Here is a 14997-nt window from a genome sequence, read left to right on the forward strand (position 1 = left end):
GCATTGAAGCGCCTGATGGCGACGCAGGCGCGTCTTATCAGGCCTACAACAGTAACTAACGAGTAGCAAAACGATGAGTCTGAACCTGGTAAGTGAACAATTGCTAGCGGCGAACGGCCTGAACCATCAGGATTTGTTTGCCATTCTGGGCCAACTGGCCGAACGCCGTCTCGATTACGGCGATCTCTATTTTCAGTCGAGCTATCACGAATCCTGGGTTTTAGAAGATCGCATCATCAAAGATGGTTCTTACAACATCGATCAGGGCGTTGGCGTGCGCGCTATCAACGGTGAAAAAACAGGGTTTGCCTATGCCGATCAGATCAGCCTGCAAGCGCTGGAGCAGAGCGCGCAGGCCGCGCGTACCATCGTGCGCGACAGCGGCGACGGCAAAGTAAAAACACTGGGCGCGGTAGAGCACCCGATGCTTTATACCGCCATTGATCCGCTACAGAGCATGAGCCGCGAAGAGAAACTCGACATTCTGCGTCGCGTGGACAAGGCGGCGCGTGAAGCCGACAAGCGCGTACAGGAAGTGACGGCCAGCCTGACCGGTGTGTATGAGCTGATTCTGGTGGCGGCGACCGACGGTACGCTGGCGGCGGATGTGCGCCCGCTGGTGCGTCTGTCTGTCAGCGTGCAGGTAGAGGAAGACGGTAAACGCGAGCGCGGCTCCAGCGGCGGCGGCGGTCGTTTTGGCTATGACTTTTTCTTAGGCGATTTGGACGGTGAAGTACGCGCCGATGCCTGGGCGAAAGAGGCGGTGCGCATGGCGCTGGTGAATCTGTCGGCGGTTGCCGCTCCGGCGGGAACATTACCCGTTGTGCTGGGCGCGGGCTGGCCTGGCGTGCTACTGCACGAAGCGGTAGGACACGGACTGGAAGGGGATTTCAACCGTCGCGGTACGTCGGTGTTCAGCGGCCATATCGGTGAACTGGTCGCGTCTGAACTGTGTACCGTGGTTGATGACGGCACGATCGCCGATCGCCGTGGTTCGGTCGCCATTGATGATGAAGGTACGCCGGGCCAGTACAATGTGTTGATTGAAAACGGCATCCTGAAAGGGTACATGCAGGATAAACTCAACGCGCGTCTGATGGGCGTTGCGCCGACCGGTAACGGACGTCGTGAATCATATGCGCATCTGCCGATGCCGCGTATGACCAACACCTATATGCTGGCCGGGAAATCCACGCCGCAGGAGATTATCGAGTCTGTGGAATACGGTATCTATGCGCCTAACTTTGGCGGCGGGCAGGTGGATATCACCTCCGGGAAGTTTGTGTTCTCGACTTCAGAAGCGTACCTGATCGAAAACGGTAAGGTGACGAAACCCGTGAAAGGGGCGACGCTGATTGGTTCTGGTATCGAAGCGATGCAGCAGATCTCTATGGTCGGGAACGATCTGAAACTGGATAACGGCGTTGGCGTCTGTGGTAAAGAAGGGCAGAGTCTGCCGGTAGGCGTGGGCCAACCGACGTTAAAAGTGGATAACCTGACCGTGGGCGGCACCGCGTAAAGTCGTTTTGTAGGCCCGATACGCCATTGCGTTATCGGGCATTTTGCCGGATGCGGCGTGAACGCCTTATCCGGCCTGCCTGTTCTGTAGTCGGGCCGTTGATCACTTCTCTTTCCCTCGACCGTACATTCCCTGAAATAGCTGCGCGACATCGACAAAATAGTCTGTCAGATAGTTAATCACCACCTGCACCTTCAGCGGCAACTTATCTTTTTCGGTATACAGCGCGTAAACCGGGCGTGGATCGGACTGGTAGCGGGGCAGCAGGATCTCCAGATCTCCGCTGTTGATCTCATTGATCACCCACATCAACGGAACGTAGGCGATCCCGGCGCCTGCGGTCAGCCAGCGGCTGAGCGTCATCGGATCGTTGGTGACGAAGCGTCCTTGTGGGATCAGCCGGGTGGAGATCCCTTCCGGCGCAATCAACTCAAACTCGTTATCCGGGCGCACGCTGTATTCCAGCCATGAGTGATTGCTGAGGTCGGCGGGTTTTTCCGGCACGCCAAATTGCGCGAGATAGCTTTTGGCGGCGCACACCACCATCGGCATTGCCCCCAGACGGCGTGAAAACAGGCTGGAGTCCTGCAACGCACCGACGCGGATCACCACGTCCAGACCATCGGCGATCAGGTCCGGCGCCGGGATGCCGGTCACCAGATTAACCGTCAGGCCAGGGTACTCTTTCAGCATTTTGGCCGTTAACCCGGCGAGGACATTTTGTGCCATGGTTGAAGAACAACCAATTCGCAGGGTGCCGATAGGCGTGTTGTTGAAGGCATAAAGCTGCTCATGGACATCCTGCACTTCGTGCAGCATCCGACGGCAACCCTGATAATAAATTTTACCGGCCTCGGTCAGCCCAATGCTGCGCGTACTGCGGTTTAGCAGCTTAACCTGTAGCTCATCTTCCAGTTTTGCCACGGTCTGGCTGATAGAGGAAACGCTCATTTGTAGCTGTCTGGCAGCGGCGGTAAAGGAGCCAAATTCAACGACTTTGGCGAACACCGACATGCGTTTTAATCTTTCCATTATTCACTCTGGCTTAAAAGTGATTTAGATCACATATTATAGATAACAGCATAACAGTTACGTTAATATATTATTATTCAAATAACCGCTATGCCGCTCTCGCCTGGCTTTCCACGCCCTTCCCTGCGGTGGCATTGGCTGAAAACTGTATCGCCTGCACTCTCTTTATAAATCAAGGTCAACATGAGTCTGTTTCCCGTTATCGTGGTGTTTGGTCTCTCCTTCCCACCGATATTTTTCGAATTGCTTTTGTCACTGGCGATTTTCTGGCTGGTGCGCCGGATGCTGGTTCCAACCGGCATTTATGACTTCGTCTGGCATCCGGCTCTGTTTAATACCGCGCTGTATTGCTGCCTGTTCTATTTAATATCGCGCTTGTTCGTTTGAGGTAGAAGTGAAAACACTAACAAGAAAACTCTCTCGTACGGCCATCACGCTCGTACTGGTCATTCTGGCCTTCATCGCAATTTTCCGTGCCTGGGTCTATTACACCGAGTCGCCGTGGACGCGTGACGCGCGCTTCAGCGCCGACGTGGTTGCCATTGCGCCAGACGTCGCGGGTCTTATCACCAACGTGAGTGTGCATGATAACCAGCTGGTGAAGAAAGACCAGATACTGTTCACCATCGATCAGCCGCGCTATAAAAAAGCCCTCGAAGAAGCGGAAGCTGATGTTGCCTACTACCAGGTGCTGGCACAGGAAAAACGTCAGGAGGCTGGCCGCCGTAACCGCCTTGGCGTCCAGGCGATGTCGCGTGAAGAGATCGATCAGGCCAATAACGTTCTGCAAACCGTATTACATCAGCTTGCCAAAGCGCAGGCGACGCGCGATCTGGCAAAATTAGACCTCGAACGTACCGTGATTCGCGCCCCTGCTGACGGTTGGGTCACCAACCTGAACGTCTACACCGGCGAGTTTATTACCCGTGGCTCAACGGCGGTTGCGTTGGTGAAACAGCACTCTTTCTACGTGCTGGCCTATATGGAAGAGACCAAACTGGAAGGCGTCCGTCCAGGCTATCGCGCAGAGATAACGCCGCTTGGCAGTAACAAGGTGTTGAAAGGCACCGTTGACAGCGTGGCGGCTGGGGTCACTAACGCCAGCAGCACGCGTGACGCCAAAGGGATAGCGACCATCGACTCCAATCTGGAGTGGGTACGTCTGGCGCAGCGTGTTCCGGTACGTATCCGTCTGGACGATCAGCAGGACAACCTGTGGCCTGCCGGGACAACCGCAACCGTTGTGATTACCGGCAAGCAGGATCGTGATGAAACGCAGGACTCTTTCTTCCGTAAAATGGCGCACCGTCTGCGCGAGTTTGGTTAATCACCATGGGTATTTTCTCCATTGCCAACCAGCATATCCGCTTTGCGGTAAAACTGGCATGCGCCATCGTCCTGGCGCTGTTCGTTGGCTTTCACTTTCAGCTTGAGACGCCGCGCTGGGCGGTGCTGACCGCCGCGATTGTCGCCGCAGGCCCGGCATTCGCTGCCGGTGGGGAACCCTATTCCGGCGCGATTCGCTATCGCGGGATGCTGCGTATCATCGGGACATTTATTGGCTGTATCGCCGCGCTGACCATTATCATCACCATGATTCGCGCGCCGTTATTAATGATTCTGGTGTGCTGTATCTGGGCGGGATTTTGTACCTGGATCTCCTCGCTGGTGCGGGTTGAAAACTCTTATGCATGGGGGCTGTCCGGGTATACGGCGCTGATCATCGTCATTACCATTCAGGCGGAGCCACTACTGACGCCGCAGTTCGCGGTTGAACGTTGCAGCGAGATCGTGATTGGTATCGTCTGCGCCATTATGGCGGATCTGCTCTTTTCGCCGCGTTCAGTGAAACAGGAAGTGGATCGTGAAGTCGACGGCCTGCTGGTGGCGCAATACCAGCTGATGCAGCTGTGTATTAAGCACGGCGACAGTGAGGAAGTGGACAAAGCCTGGGGCGATCTGGTGCGTCGGACGGCGGCGCTGGAAGGCATGCGCAGCAATCTCAATATGGAGTCATCGCGCTGGGGGCGCGCCAACCGCCGCCTGAAAGCGCTGAATACGCTCTCGTTGACGCTGATCACCCAGTCCTGTGAAACATACCTGATTCAGAACACTCACCCGGAGTTGATCACCGACACTTTCCGCGAGCTGTTCGAAACGCCCGTCGAAACCGCGCAGGACGTACATAAACAGCTTAAGCGGATGCGTCGCATCATCGCCTGGACAGGCGAACGTGAAACGCCCGTAACCCTTTACACCTGGGCCGGTGCGGCGACGCGCTATCTGCTGCTAAAGCGCGGCGTGATTGGCAACGCCAAAATCAGCGTGACGGAAGAGGAAGTGTTGCAGGGCGAGCCCGTCGTGAAGGTGGAATCTGCCGAGCGCCATCACGCGATGGTTAACTTCTGGCGCACCACACTGTCCTGTGTGCTGGGCACCTTATTCTGGCTGTGGACGGGCTGGACGTCGGGAAGCGGCGCGATGGTGATGATTGCGGTCGTCACGTCGCTGGCGATGCGCTTACCCAACCCGCGCATGGTCGCAATCGACTTTATTTACGGGACGCTGGCGGCGCTGCCGTTGGGCCTGCTCTATTTTTTAGTGATCATCCCGAATACGCAGCAAAGCATGTTGCTGCTGTGTCTGAGCCTGGCGGTGCTGGGGTTCTTTCTCGGGATCGAAGTCCAGAAACGGCGGCTGGGTTCGATGGGGGCGCTGGCCAGTACCATTAACATCATCGTGCTGGACAACCCGATGACCTTCCACTTCAGCCAGTTCCTTGACAGCGCGCTCGGGCAGATTGTGGGGTGCATGATGGCGTTTATCGTCATTCTGTTGGTTCGTGATAATTCACGTGACAGAACCGGACGTGTGCTGCTTAACCAGTTCGTTTCCGCAGCGGTGTCTGCGATGACCACCAACGTTGTGCGCCGTAAAGAGAACCACCTTCCGGCGCTGTATCAGCAGTTGTTCTTGTTAATGAACAAATTCCCGGGCGACCTGCCGAAGTTTCGTCTGGCGCTGACGATGATCATTGCGCACCAACGTCTGCGTGATGCGCCCATCCCGGTCAATCATGATTTATCTGCTTTTCACCGCCAGCTCCGGCGTACGGCCGATCATGTGATTTCAGCCGGAAATGACGATAAGCGTCGGCGCTACTTTGGACAACTGCTGGATGAGCTTGATGTCTATCAGGAAAAATTGCGAGTCTGGGAAGCGCCGCCACGGGTGACGGAGCCGGTAAAACGGCTATCCGGCATGTTGCACAAATATCAGCACGCCTTGACGGATAACTAACACTCAGGAGCCGACGCCAAAAGCGTCGGTTTTTTTGTGGCTATACTTATCTGACGTGCGGAAAACATGACATCAGGAGGAGAAAGAACCATGCAAACGCTCCAGGACAACGAACTTTTTCAGACGGGATATCTGGTTGATGGACTTTGGAAAACGCTGGATAACACCTTCGATGTTCTTAATCCGGCAACCGGTGAAACGATAGCCGCGGTTGCCAAAGCCGGTAAAAAAGAGACCGAAGAGGCGATTGCGGCGGCGGCAAAAGCCTTCCCTGCCTGGCGGGCCAAAACGGCAAAAGAGCGCTCGGCCATTCTGTATCGCTGGTATGAACTGATCATTGAGCATAAATCCTGGCTGGGCCGTCTGATGACCACTGAGCAGGGGAAGCCGTTGAAAGAGGCAGAAGGCGAAGTGGAGTACGCCGCCAGTTTCATCCAGTGGTTTGCTGAACAGGCGAAGCGGGCAAATGGCGAAATAATCCCGCCGATCAAACCCGGATCGCGGATCTTTGCCACTCGTGAACCGATTGGCGTCGTGGCGGCGATTACGCCGTGGAACTTCCCGATGGCAATGTTGACCCGTAAATTAGGCCCCGCGCTGGCGGCAGGCTGTACGGGGGTCATTAAACCGGCGAATAACACGCCGCTTAGCGCATTCGCCTTGCTGACGCTGGCGAAGAAAGCTGGCGTACCTGACGGCGTGCTGAACGCCGTCGCGGGCAATACCCCAGAGATCAGCGACGCCATTATGGCCAGCCACGAGGTGCGCAAAATCTCCTTTACCGGATCGACCGCCGTGGGGAAAACGCTGGTGCGTAATGCGGCTGACACGATGAAGAAAGTCTCGATGGAACTGGGGGGCAATGCGCCGTATATCGTGTTTGACGATGCGGATATTGACGCTGCGGTACAGGGGGCGATCGCTAATAAATTCCGCAACGCGGGGCAGGTGTGCGTCAGCGTTAACCGTTTCTATATCCATGAGTCGGTCTATGACGAATTTACCCGCAAGCTGGCGGATGCCGTACAAAAACTGAAGGTCGGAAATGGTCTGGAAGAGGGCGTGATCGTCGGCCCGCTGATTGAACCGGCGGCTGTCGATAAAGTGCGTGAGCACGTTGAGGACGCTATCGCAAAAGGAGCGAAGGTGCTGGCAGGTGCTAAAGCGCATTCGTTAGGCGGGAATTTCTGGCAGCCCACCGTACTGGGCGACTGTAGCGATGGGATGAAACTGGCCAGTGAAGAGACCTTCGGGCCGGTCGCGGCCTGCTTTCGTTTTACCAGTGAAGACGAGGTCATTCAGCGCGCCAACAATACGCCGTTTGGCCTGGCGGCTTACTTCTACACGCAAAATTTACAACGCGTATTCCGTGTTTCCCAGGCGATTGAAAGCGGCATGATTGGGATTAATGAATGCGCCGTATCAACCGAGCTGGGGCCATTTGGCGGGGTGAAAGAGTCGGGTCTGGGACGTGAAGGATCGGTGCTGGGGCTTGAAGAGTTTCTGGAAGTGAAGACCCTGCACATCGGCGGCCTGTAATGTGACTGCGTCGGGGGTGGTGGCTGGCTATGAACATCTATACCTTTGATTTTGATGAAATAGAAGACCAGAACGATTTTTACCGCGAATTTACGCGGATGTTTGGCCTTGCCAGAGAGAAAGTCGGCGATCTTGATTCTCTATGGGATGCTCTCATGAGCGAGGTGCTGCCATTGCCGCTGGAGATTGAGTTTGTTCATCTGCCGGAAAAACTGCGCAGGCGCTACGGCGCGCTGATTTTGCTGTTTGATGAAGCAGAAGAGGAACTGGAAGGACAGTTGCGGTTTAATGTTCGCCATTCGTGACGACAAACATAAAAAAGCCCCCGGCAGTCGGGGGCAAGTCGTCGGACTAGACGACGAGGGTTTATTTGTAAAGTTCTGCCGTAGCGTGCCAGTTGTCACCGCTACGTGCTTCAGTAATCTGATAGGCGGATGCGCCGTTTGCTTCTGCTTTTTTGTTCAGCATTTCATGCATATCCATCGGGGAAGAACCGATAGCGCTTACGGAAACAGAGCCGATAGCCTGACGGCCTTGCGCTTGTTCTGCGTTGATGGATTCGGCTGCGAATGCGCCAAAAGAGAGAACGGACAGAACGCTTAATGCTGCAACAGTAGTTTTGATTTTCATGATTTTTACCTCGTCGAATTCTTTTATTAGGGTCTGTGTTTCGTGACCCTCATCACAAAATCAAGTATACACTAATCACGTGATTAATTAATATCACGCTAATGGTTTCATGGGTTATTGTGTGTTAACGATTTGTTTTTTTATAACCGTATGGAATTAAAAACGTGTTAAAAAGCGTGTTGTTGATATTAAATGCAATAAAATCATAAGGATATGAAATTTTGCAATTTGTGCGTTTTTTCCAATGCACATTCACCATGTAAATGATTTTTGACGGTTAAACGCACTATTTGTTAAATGACAGGCAGTGAAAAATGACGGCAGAAGAGGTGGCGGCAGGTTTTTTCCCCGTCGCGTTTAACGACGGGGAGAAGGGATTACAGCTCTTGTTCGAACAGTTCCAGAATGGCTTCGTACAGATCTTTCACCGTAAAGCCATTCGCGGGAGTGGTGAAAATGGTGTCGTCACCGGCAATGGTCCCGAGGATGCCTTCCGCTTTCCCCAGCGAGTCCAGCAGACGCGCGATCAGCTGTGCGGCGCCAGGACTGGTATGGATCACCACAACAGCATCGTTGTAGTCGATATCTAACACCAGATTCTTTAAAGGGCTGGAGGTGGTTGGCACGCCTAGTTCAGCCGGGAGACAGTAGACCATCTCCATTTTTGCGTTGCGGGTACGCACCGCGCCGAACTTGGTCAGCATGCGCGAGACCTTGGACTGGTTGATGTTATCAAAGCCCTGATCCTGTAACGCGAGGACGATTTCGCCCTGTGAACTGAATTTTTCTTCTTTGAGTAGCGCTTTGAACGCCTTGACTAATTCTTCTTGTTTAGCCGAGCTTCGCATAAGTCACCCGTAATATGAGGATGGAAACAACATTATTATGCATACAGATGAATTTTTATGCAAACAGTCTGCCTCACCGGAGGCTGAAATAATGTTATGAAAGAGCGGAATTCTATCAAATTCCGTTATCAAGAAACATGCCTGCGTCACGGCGCGCAAATAAGCTTAAAAGTAAATTAAATGTTATCAAATTGATGTTGTTTTGGAGGGGCAGTAGAGTATATTGTCAGCACCTGTTGGAAAGTTGTTCTGTGGTTCAGGCGCTTTTGAATTACGTAAATTAGCTTTTCTATTACGTAAGTTAAATGCATAAAAGCCAAATTTGCGTGACTACGCATTCTTGACGCGTGGTGGTTGTATTCATTGGATTTGTGAATTATGGTCGCCGCCGCGGAGCAACAAACACTTAGCTTATCAATATAATAAGGAGTTTAGGATGAAAGTCGCAGTCCTCGGCGCTGCCGGCGGTATCGGCCAGGCGCTTGCACTACTGTTAAAAACCCAACTGCCTTCAGGTTCAGAACTCTCCCTGTACGACATCGCTCCAGTGACCCCAGGTGTGGCCGTTGACTTGAGCCATATCCCTACAGCAGTAAAAATCAAAGGTTTCTCCGGCGAAGACGCGACCCCGGCGCTTGAAGGCGCAGACGTCGTACTGATCTCGGCTGGCGTGGCGCGTAAACCGGGTATGGATCGTTCCGACCTGTTTAACGTCAACGCAGGTATCGTGAAGAACCTGGTACAACAGATCGCAACGACCTGTCCGAAAGCCTGTGTGGGCATCATCACCAACCCGGTGAACACTACCGTCGCTATCGCTGCTGAAGTGCTGAAAAAAGCAGGCGTTTACGACAAGAACAAACTGTTTGGCGTGACCACGCTGGACATCATCCGCTCCAACACCTTTGTTGCGGAACTGAAAGGCAAACTGCCGACCGACGTTGAAGTTCCGGTTATCGGCGGTCACTCTGGCGTGACCATTCTGCCGCTGCTGTCGCAGATCCCGGGCGTCAGCTTCACCGAGCAGGAAGTGGCTGACCTGACCAAACGTATCCAGAATGCGGGTACGGAAGTGGTTGAAGCGAAGGCTGGCGGCGGATCGGCAACCCTGTCTATGGGTCAGGCTGCTGCGCGCTTTGGTCTTTCTCTGGTGCGCGCGCTGCAAGGCGAGAAGGACGTGGTGGAATGTGCCTACGTTGAAGGTGACGGCCAGTATGCGCGCTTCTTCTCTCAGCCGCTGCTGCTGGGTAAAAACGGCGTGGAAGAGCGCAAGTCTATCGGCAAACTGAGCGCGTTTGAACAGAATGCGCTGGAAGGTATGCTGGATACGCTGAAAAAAGATATCGCCCTGGGCGAAGAGTTCGTTAACAAGTAAGCGCTTTTGTGCAGGCCGGATAAGGCGCGTTTGCGTCGCCGTCAGGCCTGGCAATAATGCCGGATGGCGGTGTAAACACCTTATCCGGCCTACAAGTTAACCGAGACACAGTAAAAAACCGGAGATGACTCCGGTTTTTTTATTACGTTAATTTGTCGCCGGGTATTCCTGAATGGTGACCTGGAGCGTCAGCTTTTTATCGTCACGCATCACAATCACCGGGATCACCGAACCTGGACGTATTTCAGCAACCTGATCCATGGTCTCCAGAGCGGAAACGGCAGGTTTGTTGTTGACTGAAATGATCACATCATTGACCTGAATACCCGCCTGTGCAGCCGGGCCATCCGGCGACACTTCATTGACCACAATCCCCTGGATTTGATCCATTCCGGCGCCCTGCGCATGCAGCGGCGCGATTTCTCGCCCACCGATGCCGATATAACCGCGAATCACGCGACCATCGCGGATCAGCTTATCCATAATCTTGGTCGCTAACTGGAACGGGATTGCAAAACCGATCCCTTCCGGCGTCTCGCCGTCGTTACTCTTATCAAATGACAGGGTGTTAATGCCCATCAGTTCGCCCAGCGAGTTAACCAGCGCTCCGCCGGAGTTACCGTGGTTGATGGAGGCGTCCGTTTGCAGGAAGTTTTGTCGTCCGGTTGGGTTCAGACCGATACGCCCGGTGGCGCTGATGATCCCCTGAGTAATGGTCTGCCCCAGGTTATACGGGTTGCCGATGGCCAGAACCACATCACCAATATGCGGTGAGCGTTTCGTGTTGATCGGGATTGTCGGCAGACCGCTCGTGGCATTAATCTTTAACACCGCCAGATCCGTCAGCGTATCCGAACCAACCAGCAGCGCTTCAAACACGCGTCCATCCTGTAGGGCGACGATGATCTGATCCGCATCGTTGATCACATGCTTATTGGTGATGATGTAACCGCGCTGATCCATGATCACGCCCGATCCCAGCGTACGGATCTCAAGCTGATTATGCGTGGTGCTGTTCATACTGCGGTTATAAACGTTGACGACGGCAGGCGCGGCGCGGCGAACCGCCGAATTATAGCTGGCTGGCGTCTCATCCGCGCTGTCGAATTGCGGTGTGGTCAGGGTATTTATTTTGCGCAGCGAGGGCATGGCCGCCAACAGAATAGCACCCACAATAAGACCAATTGCGACCGAACGTAAGATCTTCACAAACATGATGGAGGCGTCATTAAAAAAGGGAACGGCAGCAGCATACCACGAGTTAACCGGACATCGCACGCGGGGCTGATGTCCGGTTAACGATGACTTAACGCAGGAGCAGGTAAATGTTCTCGTTACCGCGTACGACCTGTAGCGCAATAATCGACGGTTTCGCTTCCAGCACTTTGCGCATTTCCGCAATCGAGTGCACGCGATCGCGGTTAACGCTGATGATCACGTCATCTTTGTGCAAACCGGCCTGGGCGGCGGGACTGCTTTTTTCAACGTTATCAATTTTGATGCCTTTATTGCCGTCTTTTAACTGACCATCGCTCAGCGTTGCGCCCTGCAATGCCGGGGCGATCATCTCCGCGCTGGCGGAGGATGACGTGCTGGTGTCGAGGGTGACTTCGACTTCCAGCGGTTTGCCGTCGCGTAACAGACCGAGCTTCACTTTCGTGCCGGGTTCCGTCGTTGCGATGCGTGAGCGCAGTTCGGCAAAGCTGCTCAGCGGCTTGCCGTTGAGACTGGTGATCACGTCGCCGGATTTCACACCCGCTTTCGCGGAACCTGAACCCGGGAGCACTTCGCTGATGAACGCCCCGCGCTGTACATCCAGCTTGAAGGCTTTGGCGATATCGGCGGTCAATTCCATGCCTTTAATTCCCAGCAGGCCGCGTTTAATTTCACCAAACTGAATCAGCTGTTGCGCCAGCGTGCGCGCCATATTACTCGGAATCGCAAACCCAATGCCGATGCTACCGCCGCCAGGCGCCAGAATAGCGGTGTTGATGCCGATCAGCTCGCCGTTGAGATTCAGCAGCGCGCCGCCGGAGTTGCCACGGTTAATCGAGGCGTCGGTTTGAATAAAGTTTTCCAGTCCTTCCAGATTCAGCCCGCTCCGGCCAAGCGCGGAGACAATGCCGGAGGTGGCGGTTTGCCCCAGACCAAACGGGTTGCCTACCGCGACGGCAAAGTCGCCGACGCGCAGTTTGTCGGAGTCGGCGATGGCGATTTGCGTCAGGTTGCTGGCGTTCTGGATTTGCAGCAGCGCGATGTCGCTCTGGTCGTCGCTGCCGATCAGTTTAGCGTCAAACTCGCGTCCGTCATTTAACTGAACGCTGATCTTCTGTGCCTGATTAATGACATGGTTATTGGTCAGAACGTAGCCTTTGGCGGCGTCAATGATGACGCCCGACCCCAGCCCTTCGAACGGCTGAGAGGGTTGATCAGGCAACTCGTCGCCAAAAAACTTTTTAAACTCTTCTGGAACCTTCTGACTTTGGGTCGCGGTTCCCTCAACCTTCACGCTAATCACGGCCGGCAGCACTTTTTCCAGCATTGGCGCGAGACTAGGGAGCGCCGCCTGACCGGGAATCTGCGCGGGTATCGATGCGACGGCCTGAAACGGTGCCGAGAGCGTTAACCCGACACTTAACGCTAATGCACTTAACAACGGGGTTTGTTTTTTCATGGAGCCTGCTCTCGTACCTTGAGTGAACGGAAAGACGATTCAAAACAGTTTGATGTTATTGAATTTTCGGCCTGGTAACAATGAGGTTAATGACTAAATAATAGCTGGGACAGGAGAGAAGAGACGGGCGCAATCGCTGCGCCCGAAAAATTTCTTAACGATGTGCGATTAGTCGCGTTTTGCGCCACTACGCAGCAGGCCGGAAGCGCCTTCGGAATAGTCACGCGGCATCTGGACCGGCGCCTGATCGTTACTGGCTTCAGACTCCGCCAGACGGTTACGGAACGGGTTCGATTCCGCAGACAGTTCCGGCAGCAGGCTACTGGAGCTTTTCGCCATGTGCTGATACAGCTGACGATAATCATGCGCCATGGTATCCAGCAGCTCGGCGCTGCGGGCAAAGTGGCTGACCAGCTCTTCACGATACTCTTCCAGCTCAGCTTTATTCTTTTCCAGTTCGTACTGCAATGCCTGCTGTTGGCGTAATTTACGATTACCAAAACGCATGGCTACGGCACCAATGATGATACCGACGACTAACCCAATTAGCGCATATTCCCAGGTCATGAACATCTCCCGTTGTCTTTTGTTTCCGTAGGGTGTTGGCTTTAGGCTCCATGCCTGCGCCTGATTATGCCACTATAACCGCTAATCCCGTAGAAGTGGAATCCCGTGTTTATATCACGTAATGTAGAACGGCCTTTTTTTCGTCAGCCGTGAACGTCGGCACATCGATTTTCAAGGAATAACAATAACATCATGCAAAGCATTTCCCCCACATCGCGTTACCTTCAGGCCCTCAACGATGGCAGCCATCAACCCGACGACGTGCAAAAAGATGCGGTCAACCGACTGGAGTCGATTTACCAGGCGCTGATCGCCAAAACGCCTCCGGCGCCGCAAACCGGCGGACTGATGGCCCGTTTCGGTAAACTGCTTGGCAAACGTGAACCGTCAGCGAATGCGCCGGTGCGTGGTCTGTATATGTGGGGTGGGGTCGGGCGAGGGAAAACCTGGCTGATGGATCTCTTCTATCATAGTCTGCCGGGCGAGCGGAAACAGCGTCTGCATTTCCACCGCTTTATGCTGCGTGTGCATGAGGAGCTAACGGCGCTACAGGGGCAGACCGACCCGCTGGAGATTATTGCCGATCGTTTCAAAGCCGAAACGGATGTGCTCTGCTTTGATGAGTTTTTTGTTTCCGACATCACCGACGCGATGCTGCTTGGCGGCTTAATGAAAGCGCTGTTTGCCCGCGGCATTACCCTGGTGGCGACCTCGAACATCCCGCCGGATGAGCTGTACCGCAATGGCCTGCAACGTACCCGCTTCCTTCCGGCTATCGACGCTATCAAAGCGCATTGCGACATCATGAATGTGGATGCCGGGGTGGATTATCGTCTGCGCACGCTGACGCAGGCGCATCTGTGGCTTTCGCCGCGTAATAACGAAACGCAGCAACAGATGGATAAACTCTGGCTGGCGCTGGCCGGTGCGAAACGTGAGAATGCGCCAACGCTGGAGGTGAATCATCGTCCGTTACCGACGATGGGGGTGGAAAACCAGACGCTGGCGGTCTCCTTCATCACCTTATGCGTGGACGCTCGCAGCCAGCATGACTATATTGCGCTGTCGCGCCTGTTCCACACGGTTCTGCTGTTTGATGTACCGGTCATGACGCCGCTGATGGAAAGCGAAGCGCGCCGTTTTATCGCGCTGGTGGATGAATTCTACGAGCGCCATGTGAAGCTGGTGGTGAGCGCCGACGCGCCTTTATATGAGATCTATCAGGGCGAACGCCTGAAGTTTGAGTTCCAGCGCTGTTTGTCGCGTTTGCAGGAGATGCAGAGCGAGGAGTATCTGAAACGCTCGCATATGCCGTAGGCCGGATAAGGCGTTTCGCCGCCATCCGGCGCAGGTTGCCTGGTGGCGCTTCGCTTATCAGACCAGCAGAAATGCCCCGCACAAAACCCATTGCAAATCACAAAAAGGGGTCGATCTTTGCCCCTGACTTCTCTATAATCCTGCGACCCCACGTTACAAGAAAGTTTTTTTCCCAAAACTTTTTGTGTGCTGGCAT

At 54.2% G+C, this 14997-nt stretch carries 14 protein-coding genes; 8 read left to right on the plus strand and 6 right to left on the minus strand.

Annotated features, from left to right (window positions below):
* The first annotated feature begins 73 nt into the window (after positions 1-73).
* Positions 74-1519 (plus strand): metalloprotease TldD, encoded by a 1446-nt coding sequence (gene tldD / locus OGV83_RS15830; RefSeq protein WP_047460926.1) that lies wholly within the window; start codon positions 74-76, stop codon positions 1517-1519.
* A 102-nt stretch (positions 1520-1621) separates the two neighbouring features.
* On the opposite strand, the gene aaeR is transcribed toward tldD, so the two are convergent.
* Complete coding sequence (aaeR, locus tag OGV83_RS15835; protein WP_047460928.1) at positions 1622-2551, minus strand: HTH-type transcriptional activator AaeR; 930 nt, start codon at positions 2549-2551, stop codon at positions 1622-1624.
* Between the two features lie 183 nt (positions 2552-2734).
* Between aaeR and aaeX the strand changes: the two genes are divergently transcribed.
* From aaeX to OGV83_RS15860, 5 genes are all read left to right on the plus strand, one after another.
* Positions 2735-2938 (plus strand): p-hydroxybenzoic acid efflux pump operon protein AaeX, encoded by a 204-nt coding sequence (aaeX, locus tag OGV83_RS15840; RefSeq protein ID WP_000051840.1) that lies wholly within the window; start codon positions 2735-2737, stop codon positions 2936-2938.
* A 7-nt stretch (positions 2939-2945) separates the two neighbouring features.
* Positions 2946-3878 carry a p-hydroxybenzoic acid efflux pump subunit AaeA gene (gene aaeA / locus OGV83_RS15845; RefSeq protein WP_286464058.1) on the plus strand — a complete coding sequence of 311 codons (933 nt, stop codon included), beginning with the start codon at positions 2946-2948 and terminating at the stop codon, positions 3876-3878.
* Positions 3879-3883: 5 nt separating this feature from the next.
* Positions 3884-5851: a p-hydroxybenzoic acid efflux pump subunit AaeB gene (gene aaeB, locus OGV83_RS15850; RefSeq protein WP_012135374.1), complete on the plus strand. Its 1968-nt coding sequence runs from the start codon at positions 3884-3886 to the stop codon at positions 5849-5851.
* 90 nt (positions 5852-5941) lie between these two features.
* A complete protein-coding gene (locus OGV83_RS15855) occupies positions 5942-7390 on the plus strand; it encodes an NAD-dependent succinate-semialdehyde dehydrogenase (protein ID WP_110493746.1) in 1449 nt (482 codons plus the stop codon).
* A gap of 29 nt (positions 7391-7419) precedes the next feature.
* Complete coding sequence (locus OGV83_RS15860) at positions 7420-7695, plus strand: barstar family protein (protein ID WP_012135372.1); 276 nt, start codon at positions 7420-7422, stop codon at positions 7693-7695.
* A 61-nt stretch (positions 7696-7756) separates the two neighbouring features.
* On the opposite strand, the gene yhcN is transcribed toward OGV83_RS15860, so the two are convergent.
* Together yhcN and argR are read right to left on the minus strand one after the other, a co-directional pair.
* Positions 7757-8020, minus strand: a complete 264-nt coding sequence (gene yhcN, locus OGV83_RS15865; RefSeq protein WP_012135371.1) for a peroxide/acid stress response protein YhcN — start codon at positions 8018-8020, stop codon at positions 7757-7759.
* Between the two features lie 377 nt (positions 8021-8397).
* Positions 8398-8868 carry a transcriptional regulator ArgR gene (gene argR, locus OGV83_RS15870; RefSeq protein ID WP_012135369.1) on the minus strand — a complete coding sequence of 157 codons (471 nt, stop codon included), beginning with the start codon at positions 8866-8868 and terminating at the stop codon, positions 8398-8400.
* A gap of 436 nt (positions 8869-9304) precedes the next feature.
* Between argR and mdh the strand changes: the two genes are divergently transcribed.
* On the plus strand, positions 9305-10243 hold the full coding sequence (gene mdh, locus OGV83_RS15875) for a malate dehydrogenase (RefSeq protein ID WP_012135368.1): 939 nt from the start codon (positions 9305-9307) through the stop codon (positions 10241-10243).
* A gap of 147 nt (positions 10244-10390) precedes the next feature.
* Here mdh and degS read toward each other — a convergent pair whose 3' ends face one another.
* From degS to zapG, 3 genes are all read right to left on the minus strand, one after another.
* Positions 10391-11458 carry an outer membrane-stress sensor serine endopeptidase DegS gene (gene degS / locus OGV83_RS15880; RefSeq protein WP_286464059.1) on the minus strand — a complete coding sequence of 356 codons (1068 nt, stop codon included), beginning with the start codon at positions 11456-11458 and terminating at the stop codon, positions 10391-10393.
* Positions 11459-11549: 91 nt separating this feature from the next.
* A complete protein-coding gene (gene degQ / locus OGV83_RS15885; RefSeq protein ID WP_058668160.1) occupies positions 11550-12917 on the minus strand; it encodes a serine endoprotease DegQ in 1368 nt (455 codons plus the stop codon).
* A 168-nt stretch (positions 12918-13085) separates the two neighbouring features.
* On the minus strand, positions 13086-13484 hold the full coding sequence (gene zapG, locus OGV83_RS15890) for a Z-ring associated protein ZapG (RefSeq protein ID WP_042292056.1): 399 nt from the start codon (positions 13482-13484) through the stop codon (positions 13086-13088).
* 192 nt (positions 13485-13676) lie between these two features.
* Between zapG and zapE the strand changes: the two genes are divergently transcribed.
* Positions 13677-14801 carry a cell division protein ZapE gene (gene zapE / locus OGV83_RS15895; RefSeq protein WP_049010584.1) on the plus strand — a complete coding sequence of 375 codons (1125 nt, stop codon included), beginning with the start codon at positions 13677-13679 and terminating at the stop codon, positions 14799-14801.
* The last annotated feature ends 196 nt before the right edge of the window (positions 14802-14997 follow it).

The organism is Citrobacter sp. CK189 (assembly GCF_030333505.1).
GTDB lineage: Bacteria > Pseudomonadota > Gammaproteobacteria > Enterobacterales > Enterobacteriaceae > Citrobacter_B > Citrobacter_B koseri.